We start from the raw sequence: 13,642 nt of genomic DNA on the forward strand, positions 1-13,642 counted from the left end.
CATGGCTCTGGACATCCGTAAGTTCATTGGTCGTTTTATCGAAGAAGCCCGCGACCATGTGCGCCAACTGGGGGAGGGCATCGTCCAACTTGGGCATGGCGGAGGCAACGACACCATCAACGCGCTGTTTCGCTCGGCCCACACCATCAAGGGCTCGGCACGGATGCTCAAGCTGGTGCCTATCACCGACACTGCTTTTGAGGTGGAGGAAGTACTGGGCAAGCTGCGCGATACCAGCTTGGTTTATACCCCCGCACTGGGCCAGTTACTACAACAAGCGGTCGACCAATTGGCCACACTGGTTGATCAGCTGGCCAGCAGCGGTGATCCCCAAAGCCTGCCAGCAGTGGATGCCAAGATAGTGGCAGCACTGCGCCAAGCCAGCAATGCCAACCCTGCCACAGCGCCAGCGCCCCCCCATGCCGAACAAGCCACGCCTGCCCCTGCCCCGCTGACCACCACACCAACAGCAGCCACCACTACGGCCGAACCCCGGCTCATCGCCAGTGACACCGTGCGTGTGCGGCTTGCCAAACTCGATGAACTGATCAAACTGATGGGCGAGGTGGTCTCTAGCCACGTCCAACTGCAACAGCACCAGATGGATCTGGTGCACTTGCAACGTGCAGCCAGCCAAACCGATGTCAGACTGGCCCAACAACTCCGCAGCGTGGCCCAAACGCTCAAAGACGACGTTCAGGCGCAGGCCATGCTCATGAACGAATTGCACGACAAAGCACTGGCCATGCGCATGCTGCCATTGGCCATCGTCTTTGAGCCAGCCGCCCATTTGGTACGCGACCTGGGCCGCTCTGTAGGCAAGCAGATCGATTGCATCGTACGTGGGTCGGAAATTGAGCTAGACCGGCAAATGACAGACCGGCTGGCCGACCCTATCCTCCACCTGATCCGCAACGCTATTGACCACGGCATTGAACGGCCCGAAGTTCGCACAACCGCAGGCAAACCCGCTGTGGGCCGACTGACGCTCAGTGCCCACCAAGATGGCAACTGGGTGGTCATTGCCATCACCGATGATGGCGGCGGCATTCCACTAGAACAGGTGCGAGACAAAGCCATCAAGAAAGGGTTGATCACCGCAGAAAAAGCAACGGCCTTGGGCGAACGTGGCCTGATTGATCTTATTTTTCTGCCCGGTCTGTCCACCAACGACATCATTACCGATCTGTCTGGGCGTGGCGTAGGCATGGATGTGGTCAAGCAATGTGTTCTCGATGAGCTGCATGGCAGCATCAGCGTAGAAACCCAAGCCGGTGTGGGCACCACCTTCTCGCTGCGCCTGCCCCTATCGCTGGCAATGATGCGTATCTTGTTGGTACAAGTCCAGGGCTTGCCACTGGCCATCAATGCCCAATATGTCGCAGAACTGTTGCGGCTACCTAGCGATGCCTTGATGACGGTGACCGGGCGCCAGGCCGTGATTTTGCGCAACGAGTTTGTGCCTGTGGTGCACTTGGCAGAACTACTGGCGATTCCAACACAACAACGCCCCGCCTCACCACCACGCAGCACCACTGACGAGCGCATGCTGTTGCTGGTGCTGCGCGTAGACCACGAGGCACTGGCCCTGTGTGTGGACGAACTGCTGGACGAGCATGATATGGTCATCAAGCCTCTGCCCAGCCATTTGCAACACCTCCCCATGCTCTCGGGCATGGTGCTCACCGGACGCAACGAACTAGCCAGTGTGCTACATGCACCCGCCCTGCTAGATGCAGCACGCCAAGCCCGAGGCGAGTCCGTGCGTGTACAAGCCCACCACCACGACAGCGACAATACCTACCATGTGCTGGTGGTTGATGATTCGCTCAATACCCGTGAGATCGAGCGCGATGTGTTGCAAGCTTACGGTTACCAAGTCACCCTGGCCGAAGACGGCCTGGATGGCCTGAACAAAGCTTTAGCCTACGACTTTGATGCTGTGCTCACCGATGTAGAAATGCCAAACATGGACGGCTTTACCCTGACAGCACGCCTGCGCCAAGAAGCAAAATACCAAACGCGGCCCATCATCATCATCACCTCACGCGAAAAGGACGAAGACAAGCGACGGGGTGTCCAGGTTGGGGCCGACGCTTATATCGTTAAAGGCGATTTTGATCGCAGCAATCTGGTGGATACACTGAAAGCCCTGCTCGGCTGAAGGCCCCACAGACATCACCGCAAGGATAAGAACAATGCAGATTTTGGTAGTCGATGATGATCCCTTGGCCGCAGAAATGGTCGGCGCTGTGCTGCAAGAACTGGGGCACCATGTGCTGCTGGCCGAGAATGCGATGGAAGCTATCAGTCAACTCAACGAGCACCCCAGCATAGAGATGGTCATCAGCGACATGAACATGCCGCTCATCAGCGGCATTGACCTGTTTCGTGAGCTGCGCGAGCAAGGCAATGCCCTTCCCTTCATCTTGCTCACTGGCGATGATCCCGATAAATTGCGGACGATCGAACCGCGCCTAGGCGCCTGTGTGCTGAAAGACTTCCATCTGGACAGCACACTACCAGCCGCCATGACGCAGGCCCGCACAGCGACCACCACTTCGGAATGACTATGGCTAGACTGGCCTCCGCCAGGGCAAAAATTGCAGCTCTGCGCCAAAGATTCCTCGAGCAACTGCCAGAACGACTGGAACAAATCCAAGCCCTATCCCATCAGTTGGATATGGCTGCCCCCGACGCCGCTCTGCTGCGAGAATTGCACCGACTGGTACACAACATCAAGGGGACGGGCCGCTCATTTGGCTTCAGTGCCCTGGGCGACTTGGCAGGAGAGTTTGAAGACCTGCTGACTACCGTTTTAGATCCAGAGATCAACCCTCCACCACCGGATTGGCCTGTCTTGCTAGAGCGGTTTGTTCAATCGCTGGTACTGAGCATTTCCAAGCTTTGCACACCCACGCTTGACGGCATCGTGCCAAGGCCACAAATACCGGAGCTGTACCAATCTCCCCAAATGTTCTCAGCCGAAAAAGAGACTTGCTTGGTCTATTTGTGCGAGGACGACGCGTTGCTGCTGCAACAATTGTCAGCACAACTGGCCTGTTTTGGCTATCAAATTCAAACCTTCCTGAGCACCGAGGCGTTGCGGCAAGCCGTCCGTGAACGCTGGCCCGATGTGGTGCTGATGGACATTGAGTTTCCAGAAAGCCGCTGCGCTGGCACCGAAACCCTGCAAGCCATTCGCCAAGAGACGGGTAAAACCCCACCTGCGGTGTTCATGTCCAGCCATGACGACATTCAGTCCCGACTCAATGCCGTGCTGGCAGGTGGCGAAGCCTATTTTCATAAGCCGGTCAATGTCATGGACTTGGTACGGGTGATGGACGAGCTGAGCAACCGTTCGCAGCCCGAACCCTATCGGGTTCTGATTATTGATGATGAGCCAGATGTAGCCACTTACCATGCCATTTTGCTGCAAGAGGCCGGCATGCTCACGGCACAACTGAGCAACCCAGCAAAGCTGCGCTATATGTTGGAGGCTTTTCGGCCCGACATTGTGCTGATGGACATCTACATGCCCGGCTGCAACGGTCGTGATTTGGCCAAGCTAATCCGACAACTGCCCGATTATGTGGGCTTGCCCATCGTGTATCTGTCCAGCGAAACCGACCGCAAGAAACTATTCTCAGCCATGCAAGTGGGCGTGGAAGGATTTTTGTGCAAACCAGTGGTGCCTGAGGAACTGATTGCGGCGGTTAGCATCCGCGCCGATCGGATGCGCATTTTGCGCTCACGGATGGTACGCGATAGCCTGACGGGCCTGCTCAATCACACAGCGATCACCCAGTTTTTAGAAAACGTCTTGGCCAATGCCGAGCGGCAGCACACTGAATTGTGCTTTGTGATGATCGACATTGACCACTTCAAACAAGTCAATGACACCTATGGACACCCGATGGGTGATCAAGTGCTGTTGGCCTTGTCACGGCTAATGCAGCAGCGCCTACGCGGTTCGGATATCGTAGGCCGCTATGGCGGGGAAGAATTTGCTGTGATTCTGTCGGGAGTCTCTATGGTTGAGGCTTGGAAGGTGGTTGACGAATTGCGCCGCAATTTTGGCCTGTTCAAATTCAAAACCCCCCAAGGCACCTTTTCCAGCACTTTCAGTGCTGGGATTGCCAGTTGCACCCGCCATGCCACCTTGACCGATTTGCGGGAAGCCGCTGACAGGGTACTTTACCGGGCCAAACGCAATGGACGCAACCAGGTACTGGTGGAGGACGTAGAAACATGAGCAGCCAAACGCTCGACCAAATTTTGTCTGAAGACCGACAAACCAAGCAGGGCATCATCAATGTCGACGAACCCATCGTCAAGCTGGTGGTGGTTGAATGGGGTCAGCAATGGTTTGCTTGTCACGGCGAACGGATCAAAGGAATTTTGGCCAAACAGCCGGTGTTTTTCATTCCGGGTGCCCCCCCAACGATTGAGGGCGTGATCAACGTACGCGGAGATATCGAATCCGTACTATTGCCCCACACCCTGCTGGGCCTGCCAGCCACATCCAGCACAGCGGACTCGCTCATTCTGATCGCCCAAGGAGACAAGGTGCGCAGCGGTATCCGGGTAGACCGGGTCATTGACGTCTGTGATGTGCTGCAAAGCAATATTCTGCCCCCACCCTCTACGGTCTCTCTCCTGCTTCGGCCACTGATTTTGGGTGTACTGCAGCTGCATGGGCGGCCAGTGTCACTGCTCGATATCAATCGTCTGTTGTCCGACTATGCCAACATGGGGGCTTGAACATATCGTGTCAAGCCCTAGCAACACCGCTGCGCTGGAAGTGGTGCTGTTTGATATTGGGGCTTATTGCATTGCCTGCCCCAGTGATCAGGTGGCCGCGATGCTGGCTACGCCCCCACGCGATACCTGGATATGCCTAGAAACGCTGCTCGGGGTCGAGCCAAAACAGTGCAAACACCAACAACGCCACTACTTAGAGATTTACTGCCCACAAGGCACCACGACCATCGCACTGCCATCCGCCCCGCGCATGGCCACATTGGATGCCGCTTGCGTTCATGCCTTGCCATTGCTGTTGCGCCAACACAACCACCTGCCTGCACTGGTGGCTTTGGGGTTTCTCCCAGACGTTGACTCCAGCGGCCATCACTGTGTGCTGATTTTTGATTTCAGACGCCTATAAGGCAGGCAGCCCTTGCTCAACGACGCTCGGCAAGGGCATGGGCAATAGTGCCCAAATCCACATACTCCAACTCACTGCCCACTGGCACACCACGGGCTAGGCGGGTGGTGCGCAAGCCCCGCGCCTTGAGCGCCTGGGCAATGACATAGGCCGTAGTTTCACCTTCGGCTGTGAAATTGGTGGCAAGAATGACTTCTTGCACCAAGCCATCATTGACCCGATCCAACAGCTTTTTGAGTCCAATATCGTTTGGCCCCACCCCATCCAATGGACTGATACGCCCCATCAAGACAAAATACATTCCCCCAAAGGCGCCCGTACGTTCCATAGCAGCCTGATCTGCGGGTGTTTCAACCACACACAGTCGGGAGGGATCGCGGGCAGGATCCAGACAAGTGCTACAAATTTGTGCCTCGGTGAAGGTATGGCAGCGTTCACAGTGGCGCATCGTCTGAACAGCCCGCGCCAAAGCCTCAGATAATTGCAAAGCGCCTTCACGATCACGCTGCAACAGATGAAATGCCATGCGTGCCGCAGACTTGGCACCGACACCAGGCAAGCATCGTAATGCCTGAACCAATGTATCCAGACTGTGTGGGGCGGGCATAAGGAATCAGAACAGAGCCACAGCCTCAGAAAGGAAACTTCATGCCGCCCGGTAGTCCAGGCATGCCTGCGGTGATCTTGGCCATTTTCTCTTGTGAGGTTTCTTCGGCTTTGCGCACAGCAGCGTTGAAAGCAGCAGCCACTAAATCTTCTAACATGTCTTTATCTTCGGCCAGCAAACTGGGGTCAATGGTCACCCGTTTGACATCGTGTTTGCAGGTCATGGTGACTTTTACCAACCCGGCACCCGACTCGCCCTGCACTTCTACCTGCCCCAGTTCATCTTGGGCTTTTTTCAGGTTGTCTTGCATGGCTTGGGCTTGTTTCATCAAGCCTGCCAGTTGTCCCTTATTAAACATGTAAGTTCCTTTCGTTATAAACTATCAAGAGAAAAAGAAAGAGCAATCGCCAATCAAAGTGGCCGAATACTACCCGGCACGATGCGGGCCTCGTGATCGCGCATCCAAGACTGCACCCTGGGATCGGCCTCTACTGCGTCACGGGCCTGCTGCTGGCGCAGCTGTTCTGCGGTAGCGTTGCGTTGGGCCGGGCAATCAGCCACAGCTCCAAACTCAATGCTGACCTGTTGGGCATGCCCTGCCGCTTGCAAGGCGGCGGTGAGCCGTTCACGCGCTATAGATTGGTTCAGAGATTCTCGCTCAATGCGCAAATGCCAATGTCCACTGTCACAGGCCACCAATTGTGATTGCAAGGCCAATTCACGCGCCAAAGCTGTGATCGCCTCATCCGCTATCAGGCCTTGCACTACCGTGTACCACAAATCCCCCATTGGTGCATCGTGATCAGCAGCTGTGATGGGGGCCGCCGCTTGCGTTAGCACCGCAGCAGTGGTCGTTTGGGCAGGTGCAAGCTCCATCGTACTTGGTGGTGCAGGCGGCACAGGCACGGTGGCAGGCGGTGCAGGTACCAAGGCTGCATCTGGTGGTGCCCAGTTCTGGCTTGACTCAATGGTCAATGGTGGGACTGGTGTTGGAGTTAAGGCTGGAGCAAGTGTTTTTTTTTCTGCCAAATCGGGGGGTGAAGGCTTGAATGCCAGCAAGCGCAACAACACCATCGTCAGCGCCGCATATTCATCTGGGGCCAAGCCCAACTCAGCACGTCCATGGAGACCAATGCTATAGAGCAACTGGGTTTCATCGGCAGGCAACAGTTCAGCCAAACGGGCCGTTGCAACCGCGTCCGGATCGTGGGCATCCACCGTGGCGACCATAGATGGCACCGCCTGCAAAACAGCCATGCGTTGCAAAACAGCGCACATGTCCTCTAGGGTAGAGGCCGCAGAGACACCATGCAGACGCAACGCCTCAGTAGTTTCGACCACCGTCTTGCCATCGTTCAACGCCAGTGCTTCAATCAGACGAAAAACATAGCTACGGTCTACACTGCCCAGCATCAAACGAACGGCAGCTTCCTGCAGTTGCCCACTGCCAAAGGCAATGGCTTGATCGGTGAGTGACAAAGCGTCACGCATAGAGCCACGGGCAGCACGCGAGAGCAAGCGCAAGGCCTGAAGATCGGCAGGGACGTTTTCAGCGTGCAACACACGCACAAGGTGCTCTAACACGGTCTCAGGTGCCATAGGGCGCAGATTGAACTGCAAGCACCGCGATAGCACCGTGACGGGCACCTTTTGCGGATCGGTAGTAGCCAACACAAACTTCAGGTACTCCGGCGGCTCCTCCAGCCTCTTGAGCATGGCATTAAAGGCCGTGTTGGTCAGCATGTGGACTTCATCGATCATAAAGACCTTGAAGCGCCCTTGCACCGGCTTGTATACGGCTTGCTCCAACAATTGCTGCACTTCATCCACCCCACGATTGGAGGCAGCGTCCAACTCGGTGTAATCCACAAAACGACCACTGTCGATATCTTGGCAGGCTTGGCAGACTCCACAGGGAGTGGCCGTGATACCTCCCTGCCCATCTGGCCCCTGACAGTTGAGCGATTTGGCCAGTATGCGCGATACCGTGGTTTTTCCCACCCCTCGGGTGCCAGTAAACAGGTAGGCATGGTGCAGGCGCTGCTGCGTCAAGGCATTGGTCAGGGCCTGCACCACATGCTCTTGCCCCACCATCTCGGTGAAGTTGCGCGGACGGTATTTGCGGGCGAGCACGATGTAAGACATAGGGCGATTCTATGTGCGCCTCTGTCCATCGCAACTGAGCCGCTTCCTGTCTTCAGCTAACCTTCAGTTGGCAACACCATCATCAAGGTTTTGTCCAGGAACCCCAACGATGCCTGCCACCTCTTCTAACCGCTACAGTAGCCTTTCTATCACCATGCACTGGCTGATGGTCATATTGCTGGTAGCTACCGCTGCCACCATGGAACTGCGGGGCATGTACCCCAAAGGCAGTGATGCACGCGAATTGATCAAATCAGCCCACTACGCATTGGGTCTGGCTGTATGGATGTTAGTCTGGGTGCGCTTGATAGCCCGTTTGTCGAGTACCACACCGGCCATTGTGCCCGCGCCTTCTGTCTGGCAAACCCGTCTAGGCCATACCGCACATGCCGGACTTTATGTTTTGATGATTGGGCTTCCCCTGGTGGGTTGGCTGGCACTCAGTTTCAAGGGAACGCCCGTCTACCTGCCTGGGGGAATTCCAGTGCCTTTGTTGACCTCTACCAATAGCAACACGGCGCACTGGCTCAAAGATCTACATGAAACTGGGGCTGTGGCAGGTTATGTGTTGGTAGGGTTGCATGCAGGGGCCGCCTTGGCACACCACTATTTGCTGCGCGACAACACATTGGTGCGCATGTTGCCAGGAAAACGTTAAAACACCCGCCCACCACCGCGCGGGGCATAAGCCACATTGGATTACAATATGCGCTGACGGGCCTCCCCGCATGGGGAAGCGGCCAACCGGGTCAGGTGGGGAACCAAGCAGCCCTAACCGTGGAGCCAGTGCCGGGGGTAAGGCTCGTCAATTTCCTTTTTATCTCACCACCCCAGCAATCAGGGTGGTTAAGAAGGACTGGGCCGGTCTTTGCGCCAGTTCGCTTACGGCCTCTGCCTATTCAGGGCCATACTCCCACGTTTGCTTGAGATACTTCCCTTGGGCACCTTCCCCAAAAGCACGCCATACGCACAACACCTGCGATAGACTGCCTGCGGGTTGCATTACCAGCTTGTGCAATGCAGCCCCGCCACTGTGGCCAGGGGTATAGGGCTTTGCTTTGGCACACAGCCCCATCCCCATCCAATAGCCCCGTGCTTCAGTGAGGGCGTTGGCGTTTTTTGGTGCCCACTGGGTGTGGATGGGCAGCCACTGAAGGCTCTGCCAAGTGTGCTTTGTTTTTACCTTGGCCCAGTTTGGATTCAGTGCCACGCAGCAAGCGTCCCATATTTTCTTGGTGGCGCCAAACCAACAGGCCAGCCATACAGCCAATAGCTGCCGCTACGCGGTGATCGGCATACCACAATGGGCCACTGGCCAGCAAAAAGAAGGTGGGGGCAAACAAGGCGGCTGCGATGGAAGACAGCGACACATAACGCGAAATAGACACCACGACCAACCAAGCACCCAAGGTTGCTAACCCCAGCCATGCGCTCACACCCAACAACACGCCCAGTGCCGTTGCCACGCCTTTGCCACCCTTAAAACCAAAAAACACAGGCCACAAATGCCCAGCAAAGGCGGCCAAGGCTACCAGTGCCTGCGTGCCTTCTTCCAAGCCATAAGGTGTGCCAAACCAGCGCACCAGCGCCACTGGCAACCAGCCTTTGGCAGCATCCAACACCAGCGTCAACACAGCGGCAACCTTGCTGCCAGAACGCAATACGTTGGTAGCACCCGGATTTTTACTGCCAAAAGTGCGCGGGTCATTCAAGCCCATCACCCGGCTAACAATGACCGCAAACGACAACGAACCCAGCAAATAGGCCGCCAGCACCGCCATTGCGGAATAAACGAGGGGCAAGATCAATCTCCTGAAGGGGGAAACAACGCTGCAAATTCAGCGGGGCGCCATTGTGCCAGTGGCCCGTGGTATTTACTCAACCAAAGCGCATTGCACTGGCGTTGCGCCCAACAAATGCACGCACACTTGTGGCTTTATCTGCACCAAAAATCCCCGGCGGCCACCGTTAATGGCAATGAGGGGCAACTCCAAAATGGACGATTCGATATAGACCGGCATGGCCTTGCGTGTGCCAAACGGCGAAGTGCCACCCACCAAATAACCACTGTGGCGGTTGGCGACCTCGGGAGCGCAAGGCACGACCGATTTGGCACCAATCTGGCGCGCCAGCGTCTTGGTCGATACCTTGCAGTCGCCATGCATCAACACCATCAGGGGCTTGGCATCTTGGTCTTGCATGACCAGCGTTTTCACCACGGTGTGCTCGTCCAAACCCAAGCTGGCGGCGCTGTGGGCTGTGCCACCATGCTCGAGATAGTCATAGGGCAAGCCGATAAATTCCACACCCTGTGCCTTGAGCCACTGGGTGGCGGGGGTCTCACTGACGTGGGTCGTTTTACTGTCTTTCTTGGCCATAATGCCAAATTGAACCACAAACGCCCCTCTGGCCTACCGGCTCAAAGGGCCGGGTCGCCCAACTCCCAGCGAATGGCATCGACCCCAGCCAGCAATTCGGGCGACAAGACAGTGCCCCAAGCGTCCAGATCTTCCTCGAGTTGTGCCAGCGAAGTCACACCAATGATAGTGCTGGCCACCTGCCATTTGGTGTAGCAAAACGCCAGCGCCAGCCGGGTGGGCGTCAACCCATGCTGACGGGCCAAGGCGTTGTAGCGGCGGGCGGCTGCCAAGGCTTCTGGGCGCCCCCAACGCTGCTTGCGCACCGACTCGTAGGTGGACAAACGTGCGCCCTGTGGTGCCTGTGGCCCCGTAATACCACTGTCGTCGTACTTGCCCGTGAGCAGGCCAAACCCCACTGGAGAATAAGCCAACAGCGACACGTTCAGGCGGTGGCAGGTTTCATCGAGGGCGTTTTCGTAGCTGCGGTTGATAAGGCAATAGGGATTTTGCACGGTGGCAATGCGTGGCAGGCCATGCTGTTCGGCCAGACGCACAAACTCATGAACGCCATAGGGCGTTTCGTTAGACAGTCCAATGTGACGCAGCTTGCCTGCTCTCACCAATCCGGCCAGTGCTTCTAATTGTTCATGCAACGAGGTTTGTGTGCGCTCTTGTGCAGGGTCGTAGTATTTGATGCCAAAAGCAGGCACATGGCGCTCCGGCCAGTGGATTTGGTAGAGGTCAATGACATCGGTTTGCAAGCGACGCAAACTGCCCTCGCAAGAGGCGACGATATCAGCGGCCGTTAAACCATCACTACCACGCAGCCACGGCATACCACGGGAGGGGCCGGCAACTTTGGTGGCTAGCACGATGTTTTGGCGCACACCAGGGTTTTGCGCCAACCAACGACCAATGATGGTTTCGGTGGCCCCAGCCGTTTCAGGTCGGGCAGGGACTGCGTACATCTCGGCCGTGTCGATAAAGTTGATGCCTCGTGCCACAGCACGGCTCAAAATGGCGTGGGCATCAGCCTCTGGCACCTGCTCACCAAAGGTCATGGTGCCTAAGCAAATGGGGGTGACATGCAGGTCGCTCTGGCCTAACTGGATGGTATCCATGCGTGTGCTCCGCTCAAAACTCCCAGTGTACGCAAGGCCAAATGGCTTTGCCGGTATCAGTTCATGACACAAACATCGCTGGCCCATACTGGGTTACTAGCAGCCGGATGGGAGTGACAAGCCACGCTGCGGAATAATCCAAGGATGTACCAGAGCATTCGTCCCTTTCAAACCGCCTTGATCCCGCTGCGCACGCTGCACTACCATGTGCGCCACTGGGGCACGCCCTCCCACACTGAAGCACCGCTTGTGCTGCTGCATGGCTGGATGGACGTGGGCGCCTCATACCAGTTTGTGGTGGATGCGTTCAGTGAGGCTTTTGTCCAAGGGCGGCACATCCTGGCTCCAGACTGGCGCGGGTTTGGCCTAACCCAGCCGCCCGCAGGTAATGACCACTACCAGTTTGCCGATTATCTGGCCGACTTGGACCGCCTCCTAGACCACTACGCGCCCGACCAAGCCGTCGATTTGGTAGGACACAGCATGGGCGGCAATATCGCCATGATGTATGCCGGTGTGCGCCCCCAACGCATCCGCCGCCTGATCAACCTAGAAGGCTTTGGAATGCCCGCCAACACTCCCGAGCAAGCGCCCACGCGCTATGCCCAATGGCTGGATGAGTTGCAACGCTGCGAACAAGGCACTTTGGGCCTCAAAACCTATGACAGCGCCAGCGCCGTGGCCCGTCGTTTGATCAAAACCAACCCACGCCTGCCCCAAGACAAGGCCGATTGGCTGGCCCAGCACTGGGCGCAACCTGATAGCCAAGGGCAATGGCACATTCTGGCCGATGCCGCGCACAAAATTGTCAATGCACAACTCTACCGGGTAGAAGAAACGCTGGCCCTATGGCGAGCCATTACCGCACCCACCTTGGCCGTAGAAGCAAGCGACGACAGCCTGAGCCAATGGTGGCAAGGCCGCTACACGTTGGCGCAATACCATGAACGTCTGCAAGCAGTGCATGATTGCCAAATCGCCATCGTGCAAGACGCAGGGCACATGCTGCACCATGACCAACCCCACGCCGTGGCGGCGCTGATCGAATCGTTTTTAGCCCGCACCTAGGCTGCACAGTAGGCGTGAGAAAATCGCCCACCATTTACCAAACATACACACAGAAAGAACACCATGGAAGCAGAACGCATCAACCAAATCGGCAACACGCTACAAGACCTGTCCACCCGGACAGAAGAGTTACGGAGGTATCTTTGACTACGATGCCAAGTTTGAACGCCTGCGCACCGTCAATGCCTCGCTAGAAGATCCGGCTGTCTGGAACGACCCCAAAAAAGCCCAAGAACTGGGCAAAGAAAAAAAACTGCTCGATGGCGTGGTACTGACGTTAGAAAAGCTCACACATGAGCTGGCCGACAACGCCGAGCTGTTTGAGATGAGCAAAGAAGAAGGCGACGAAACAGGCCTGCTCACCATCGAAGAAGAATCGGCCAAGCTGCGCCCGTTGATTGAAGATCTCGAGTTCCGCCGCATGTTCAGCAACGAAGCCGACCCGCTGAACTGTTTTGTCGATATCCAAGCCGGTGCCGGTGGCACCGAAGCCTGCGACTGGGCCAGTATGTTGCTGCGCCAGTACCTCAAATACGCCGAGCGCAAAGGCTTTAAAGCCACGGTGGAAGAAGAAACCCCCGGCGATGTGGCAGGCCTCAAGAGCGCCACCATTCACATCGAAGGTGAATATGCCTATGGCCTGCTGCGCACCGAAACCGGCGTGCATCGCTTGGTGCGCAAATCGCCGTTTGACAGCTCTGGTGGCCGCCATACCAGTTTTGCCAGCTTGTTTGTCTATCCCGAGATTGATGACTCGATTGAAATCAACATCAACCCCTCGGATGTGCGTACCGACACTTACCGCGCCAGCGGTGCGGGTGGTCAGCACATCAACAAGACCGACTCGGCGGTGCGCCTGACGCACATCCCCACCGGCATCGTGGTGCAGTGCCAAGATGGCCGCAGCCAACACGGCAACCGCGACATCGCTTGGCAACGTCTGCGCTCTAAGCTGTACGATTTTGAAATGCGTAAACGCATGGAAGAGCAGCAAAAGCTCGAAGACACCAAAACCGATGTCGGCTGGGGCCACCAAATCCGCTCTTATGTGCTGGACAACAGCCGCATCAAGGACTTGCGTACCAATGTCGAAATCTCTGCCACACAAAAAGTGCTGGACGGCGACCTCGACGCATTCATCGAAGCATCGCTCAAACAGGGCGTTTAAGGAAAA

Annotated in this window: 14 protein-coding genes and 1 other RNA gene; 9 read left to right on the plus strand and 6 right to left on the minus strand. The window is 56.6% G+C overall.

What is annotated here, in order from left to right; genetic code table 11:
- The first annotated feature begins 1 nt into the window (after window position 1).
- From ACFO6X_RS06090 to ACFO6X_RS06110, 5 genes are read left to right on the plus strand one after another with little or no spacing between them, the layout of a single operon-like run.
- A complete protein-coding gene (locus ACFO6X_RS06090; RefSeq protein ID WP_382431090.1) occupies window positions 2–2,164 on the plus strand; it encodes a hybrid sensor histidine kinase/response regulator in 2,163 nt (720 codons plus the stop codon).
- A 34-nt stretch (window positions 2,165–2,198) separates the two neighbouring features.
- Complete coding sequence (locus tag ACFO6X_RS06095; RefSeq protein WP_382431092.1) at window positions 2,199–2,570, plus strand: response regulator; 372 nt, start codon at window positions 2,199–2,201, stop codon at window positions 2,568–2,570.
- Window positions 2,571–2,572: 2 nt separating this feature from the next.
- The gene (locus ACFO6X_RS06100) at window positions 2,573–4,255 is read left to right on the plus strand and encodes a GGDEF domain-containing response regulator (protein WP_382431094.1); all 1,683 of its coding nucleotides are present in this window, start codon (window positions 2,573–2,575) and stop codon (window positions 4,253–4,255) included.
- Complete coding sequence (locus ACFO6X_RS06105) at window positions 4,252–4,764, plus strand: chemotaxis protein CheW (RefSeq protein WP_382431096.1); 513 nt, start codon at window positions 4,252–4,254, stop codon at window positions 4,762–4,764. Before ACFO6X_RS06100 ends, ACFO6X_RS06105 begins: the two co-directional genes overlap by 4 nt.
- A 7-nt stretch (window positions 4,765–4,771) precedes the next feature.
- Window positions 4,772–5,167, plus strand: a complete 396-nt coding sequence (locus ACFO6X_RS06110) for a hypothetical protein (RefSeq protein ID WP_382431098.1) — start codon at window positions 4,772–4,774, stop codon at window positions 5,165–5,167.
- A 16-nt stretch (window positions 5,168–5,183) separates the two neighbouring features.
- Here ACFO6X_RS06110 and recR read toward each other — a convergent pair whose 3' ends face one another.
- Genes recR through dnaX form a run of 3 tightly spaced genes read right to left on the minus strand, consistent with a single transcriptional unit; the run spans window position 5,184 to window position 7,919 of the window.
- On the minus strand, window positions 5,184–5,774 hold the full coding sequence (recR, locus tag ACFO6X_RS06115; RefSeq protein WP_382431100.1) for a recombination mediator RecR: 591 nt from the start codon (window positions 5,772–5,774) through the stop codon (window positions 5,184–5,186).
- 25 nt (window positions 5,775–5,799) lie between these two features.
- Entirely contained in the window at window positions 5,800–6,132 is a 333-nt protein-coding gene (locus tag ACFO6X_RS06120) for a YbaB/EbfC family nucleoid-associated protein (protein ID WP_382431102.1), read from the minus strand.
- Window positions 6,133–6,185: 53 nt separating this feature from the next.
- Entirely contained in the window at window positions 6,186–7,919 is a 1,734-nt protein-coding gene (dnaX, locus tag ACFO6X_RS06125; protein WP_382431104.1) for a DNA polymerase III subunit gamma/tau, read from the minus strand.
- Window positions 7,920–8,028: 109 nt separating this feature from the next.
- On the opposite strand from dnaX, the gene ACFO6X_RS06130 reads away from it, so the two are divergent.
- Both ACFO6X_RS06130 and ffs read left to right on the plus strand, forming a co-directional pair.
- Window positions 8,029–8,577, plus strand: a complete 549-nt coding sequence (locus ACFO6X_RS06130; protein ID WP_382431105.1) for a cytochrome b — start codon at window positions 8,029–8,031, stop codon at window positions 8,575–8,577.
- 55 nt (window positions 8,578–8,632) lie between these two features.
- Window positions 8,633–8,729, plus strand: an RNA gene (gene ffs / locus ACFO6X_RS06135) — signal recognition particle sRNA small type.
- Window positions 8,730–9,016: 287 nt separating this feature from the next.
- On the opposite strand, the gene plsY is transcribed toward ffs, so the two are convergent.
- The 3 genes from plsY to ACFO6X_RS06150 all read right to left on the minus strand — a co-directional run bounded on the left by plsY (window position 9,017) and on the right by ACFO6X_RS06150 (window position 11,400).
- Window positions 9,017–9,721, minus strand: coding sequence for a glycerol-3-phosphate 1-O-acyltransferase PlsY (plsY, locus tag ACFO6X_RS06140; protein WP_382431107.1), 705 nt, complete (start codon window positions 9,719–9,721; stop codon window positions 9,017–9,019).
- A gap of 72 nt (window positions 9,722–9,793) precedes the next feature.
- Window positions 9,794–10,297, minus strand: coding sequence for an aminoacyl-tRNA deacylase (locus ACFO6X_RS06145; protein ID WP_382431109.1), 504 nt, complete (start codon window positions 10,295–10,297; stop codon window positions 9,794–9,796).
- 41 nt (window positions 10,298–10,338) lie between these two features.
- On the minus strand, window positions 10,339–11,400 hold the full coding sequence (locus ACFO6X_RS06150; protein WP_382431111.1) for an aldo/keto reductase: 1,062 nt from the start codon (window positions 11,398–11,400) through the stop codon (window positions 10,339–10,341).
- 144 nt (window positions 11,401–11,544) lie between these two features.
- Here ACFO6X_RS06150 and ACFO6X_RS06155 point away from each other — a divergent pair, with 144 nt between their 5' ends.
- A complete protein-coding gene (locus tag ACFO6X_RS06155; protein WP_382431113.1) occupies window positions 11,545–12,468 on the plus strand; it encodes an alpha/beta fold hydrolase in 924 nt (307 codons plus the stop codon).
- Window positions 12,469–12,531: 63 nt separating this feature from the next.
- Window positions 12,532–13,636, plus strand: a protein-coding gene (prfB, locus tag ACFO6X_RS06160) for a peptide chain release factor 2 (protein ID WP_382431115.1) whose coding sequence is annotated in 2 segments (ribosomal slippage) — window positions 12,532–12,612 and window positions 12,614–13,636 — 1,104 coding nt in all. Because the reading frame shifts where the segments join, the coding sequence is not laid out codon by codon here.
- Window positions 13,637–13,642 lie beyond the last annotated feature (6 nt).

This window comes from Giesbergeria sinuosa (assembly GCF_042652905.1).
GTDB classification, from domain to species: Bacteria; Pseudomonadota; Gammaproteobacteria; order Burkholderiales; family Burkholderiaceae_C; genus Simplicispira; species Simplicispira sinuosa.

What these genes read in the sequence shown, in the direction of transcription:
- ACFO6X_RS06090 (WP_382431090.1), top strand. Translation starts at nt 2, where the DNA reads ATGGCTCTGGACATCCGTAAGTTCATTGGTCGTTTTATCGAAGAAGCC.
- ACFO6X_RS06095 (WP_382431092.1), top strand. Translation starts at nt 2,199, where the DNA reads ATGCAGATTTTGGTAGTCGATGATGATCCCTTGGCCGCAGAAATGGTC.
- ACFO6X_RS06100 (WP_382431094.1), top strand. Translation starts at nt 2,573, where the DNA reads ATGGCTAGACTGGCCTCCGCCAGGGCAAAAATTGCAGCTCTGCGCCAA.
- ACFO6X_RS06105 (WP_382431096.1), top strand. Translation starts at nt 4,252, where the DNA reads ATGAGCAGCCAAACGCTCGACCAAATTTTGTCTGAAGACCGACAAACC.
- recR (WP_382431100.1), bottom strand. Translation starts at nt 5,774, where the DNA reads ATGCCCGCCCCACACAGTCTGGATACATTGGTTCAGGCATTACGATGC.
- ACFO6X_RS06120 (WP_382431102.1), bottom strand. Translation starts at nt 6,132, where the DNA reads ATGTTTAATAAGGGACAACTGGCAGGCTTGATGAAACAAGCCCAAGCC.
- dnaX (WP_382431104.1), bottom strand. Translation starts at nt 7,919, where the DNA reads ATGTCTTACATCGTGCTCGCCCGCAAATACCGTCCGCGCAACTTCACC.
- ACFO6X_RS06130 (WP_382431105.1), top strand. Translation starts at nt 8,029, where the DNA reads ATGCCTGCCACCTCTTCTAACCGCTACAGTAGCCTTTCTATCACCATG.
- ACFO6X_RS06145 (WP_382431109.1), bottom strand. Translation starts at nt 10,297, where the DNA reads ATGGCCAAGAAAGACAGTAAAACGACCCACGTCAGTGAGACCCCCGCC.
- ACFO6X_RS06150 (WP_382431111.1), bottom strand. Translation starts at nt 11,400, where the DNA reads ATGGATACCATCCAGTTAGGCCAGAGCGACCTGCATGTCACCCCCATT.
- ACFO6X_RS06155 (WP_382431113.1), top strand. Translation starts at nt 11,545, where the DNA reads ATGTACCAGAGCATTCGTCCCTTTCAAACCGCCTTGATCCCGCTGCGC.